Here is a 2900-nt window from a genome sequence, read left to right on the forward strand (position 1 = left end):
AGGGCCGTCCGATCCGGACGGCCCTCGTCGTGCGGCGGGGGGCTCAGGGTACGGCGCAGGTGAAGGCGTGCAGATACGCGTTCACCGGGGCGACGGCACGCAGCAGCAGCCCGGACTCCTCGATCAGCGTGGTCAGACTGCCCAGGGTGTGCTTGGCGCCGCCGACATTGAGCAGCAGCAGCAGATCCATCGCGGTGGTGAAGCGCATCGACGGCGAGTCGTCCACCAGGTTCTCCACGATCACCACCCGGGCCCCCGGACGGGCCACCTGACGCAGGTTGCGCAGCGTGCGGCGGGTCGACTCGTCGTCCCACTCCAGGATGTTCTTCACCAGGTACAGCTCGGCCTGCACCGGGATCGCCACCCGGCAGTCGCCCGGCACCAGCCGCGCCCGGTCCGCCAGCGCACCGCCCGGCAGCAGCCGCGGATCGGCGTGCTCGACCACCTTCGGCAGATCCAGCAGCGTGCCGTGCAGACCCGGATGGCGCTCCATCAGCGCCGCCAGCACCAGACCCTGCCCGCCGCCGATGTCGGCCGCCGTGGAGACGTCCGTCAGATCCAGGAACTCGGCCAGGTCCTGCGCGGACTGCCGGCTCGACTGCGTCATCGCCCGGTTGAACAGTGCCGCCGACTCCGGGGCGTCGTCGTGCAGGTAGTGGAAGAACTCCTTGCCGAAGGCGTCGGCGAACACGCTGCGCCCGGTGCGCACCGCCTCGTCCAGTCGGGACCAGGACTGCCAGGTCCACGGCTCGGTGCACCACAGCGCGATGTCGCGCAGGCTGCCCGGCTCGTCGGTGCGCAGCAGGCGCGACAGCGGGGTGTGGCGGTAGCGGCCGTCGCCCGCGGCGGCGAACACCCCGTAGCAGGCCAGGGCCCGCAGCAGGCGCTCCAGCGGGGCCGGCGCGACGTCCAGCCGGGTCGCCAACTCCTCGGCGGTGGCGGGGTGTTCGTCCAGCGCGTCGGCCAGCTTCAGGCTGGCGGCGGCGCGCACCGCACCCGCGCAGGCGGCGCCGAAGGCCAGCTCGCGCAGCACCATCGCGGGCGGCACGTCGGCGGGCTCGGCGGCGGGCGTCGTCGCGGGGGTCGTTGCGGGCGTTCCGGTGGCGGGGGAGGACGGCGGGACGGGGCGGGTCGGGGCGGAGGTCATGGACGCGGCGGCCTTTCGTCGGAGCTGGAGGGCTGGATGGCCGGTCAGCAGTGGCCGGCGGGCTGGGAGGTGCGGCAGGAGTTGTTCGTGAAGGCGTCGCCGGTGCCCTGGTCGAGGTCGGCGAGATCGGCGGGCAGATTGTCGGACAGCCTGTTGCCGGTGATTCGGGCGCGGGCGTTCGGCGCGCCCACCACGCTCGGGTACAGCACGATGCCGCCCGACATCGGCGAGTTGCCGGAGTGGTCGGCGACCAGGTTGTCGGAGACCGCCACGTCCTCGGTGCCGGTCAGCAGGATGCCGCTGCCCTGCACCGCGTCCAGGCGCGGATTGGGCGCGCAGTAGCGGTTGTTGGCGCGCACCACGTTGTCGCTGACGGTCAGCGAGCCGGCCCGCGGCACCCCGTCGTCGCCGACCACGAAGATGCCGCCGCAGTTGCCGGACACCAGGTTGGCGGTCGCCTTCAGGTCGCGGACCCGGCGCAGCTGCAGACCGATCCGATTGTCGGTCAGCCGGTTCCCCGTCACCTCGGTGCCCCGGGTCTCCAGCGCACCGCCCTTGCGGTCGAACCAGTTGGCGACGAAGATCCCCGCCTGGCCGTTGTCCCGCGCCTCGTTGTCGACCAGCACCGTCCGGGTCGACATCTCCACGCTGATGCCCTGGAGGCCGTTGCCGTGGGACGCCACCTGGCGGACCGCCAGCCGGTCGGTGACGGCGGCGGCGATCCCGCTCTTCGCGAAGCCCGCCACCGCCAGCCGCTCCACCACCGCGCCCGACACCGGCCGCACCGGCTCCCCGCGGTCGTCGGCCACCCCCGTCACGCACACCCCGTTGCCGGCCCGCGCGCACGCGCTGCCGTCCGCCGGGTCGGGCACCAGCACGGACCGGTTGCCCTGCCCGCGCAGCGTCACCCCGTCGGTGGAGAGGGTGACGCTGCCCGGGTAGTCGCCCGCGCCCAGCTCCACCACGTCACCCGGGCGCGCCGCGTCCACCGCGGCCTGCACGGAGGCCCCCGGCGGGAGGTGGTGCACCCGCGGGCGGGCGGCGGCGTCGAACACCGGACGTGCCACGCCGGCGAGCGGACCGGGCACCGGGGTCGCCCCCAGCAGGGCCGGCACGGCGGCGGCGGAGACGAGCAGAACGGCGGCGAGGCGGGTGCGCGGGCGCACCGGGGCGAAGAGAGAAGTCATCTGGGGAAGCCGGCTTCCAGGGGGTCGCGGTCGCGGACGGCCTTGGCGCGCGTCCGCCGCCTCGAAGCTACGGTCGCCTCCCGGCCGAGGCCAGCCGGGTTCGGTCGCAAGGGTTGCCCGCGCCCGCCGACCGGGTGGCCGGGAGGACGTCACCGCGGCTACACCCGAACGGGGGGACCTACGGCCGGGCACCGGGCCCGCCCAGGTCGGCCGAACCACTATGGACCCATGAACATGCAAAGTGGACGAATCGCCGAACAGACCGATCCCGCCTCCGACGACCTGCGCCCCACCGGCGTCGGCCGCACCGAGCTGTTCCCCGCCGAACCGCACGCCGCCGACCACTACCGCACCGAGCGGCAGCGCAGCGAGGAGTACCGGATCGACGAGGAACTCGCCGCCCACCGGGCCGCCGCCGAGGTCGGCCCCGAGACCGAACCGGAGACCGCGAGCCGGCTCGCCGACGACGACCCCGCCTGGGACTACGACGACGTCATCCTTCGATCGGTCAACTGAGTGCCCCTCAGCGCGCTGTGCCCGCCGCTCGACCTCGGCCGAGCGACGGG

The 2900-nt window shown here is 74.3% G+C and carries 3 protein-coding genes; 1 reads left to right on the forward strand and 2 read right to left on the reverse strand.

Translation table 11 applies throughout. The features are described from left to right. Positions 1-43 precede the first annotated feature (43 nt). Positions 44-1147, reverse strand: a complete 1104-nt coding sequence (locus ACWEMJ_RS33980) for a methyltransferase (RefSeq protein ID WP_452141001.1) — start codon at positions 1145-1147, stop codon at positions 44-46. A gap of 44 nt (positions 1148-1191) precedes the next feature. After that, complete coding sequence (locus ACWEMJ_RS33985; protein WP_452141002.1) at positions 1192-2334, reverse strand: right-handed parallel beta-helix repeat-containing protein; 1143 nt, start codon at positions 2332-2334, stop codon at positions 1192-1194. Positions 2335-2562: 228 nt separating this feature from the next. On the opposite strand from ACWEMJ_RS33985, the gene ACWEMJ_RS33990 reads away from it, so the two are divergent. Further along, complete coding sequence (locus tag ACWEMJ_RS33990) at positions 2563-2850, forward strand: hypothetical protein (RefSeq protein ID WP_452141003.1); 288 nt, start codon at positions 2563-2565, stop codon at positions 2848-2850. The last annotated feature ends 50 nt before the right edge of the window (positions 2851-2900 follow it).

This window comes from Kitasatospora sp. NPDC004531, from assembly GCF_053602195.1.

Excerpts from the sequence above, each read along its gene's own strand:
- ACWEMJ_RS33980 (WP_452141001.1), bottom strand. The coding sequence starts at position 1,147 with ATGACCTCCGCCCCGACCCGCCCCGTCCCGCCGTCCTCCCCCGCCACC.
- ACWEMJ_RS33985 (WP_452141002.1), bottom strand. The coding sequence starts at position 2,334 with ATGACTTCTCTCTTCGCCCCGGTGCGCCCGCGCACCCGCCTCGCCGCC.
- ACWEMJ_RS33990 (WP_452141003.1), top strand. The coding sequence starts at position 2,563 with ATGAACATGCAAAGTGGACGAATCGCCGAACAGACCGATCCCGCCTCC.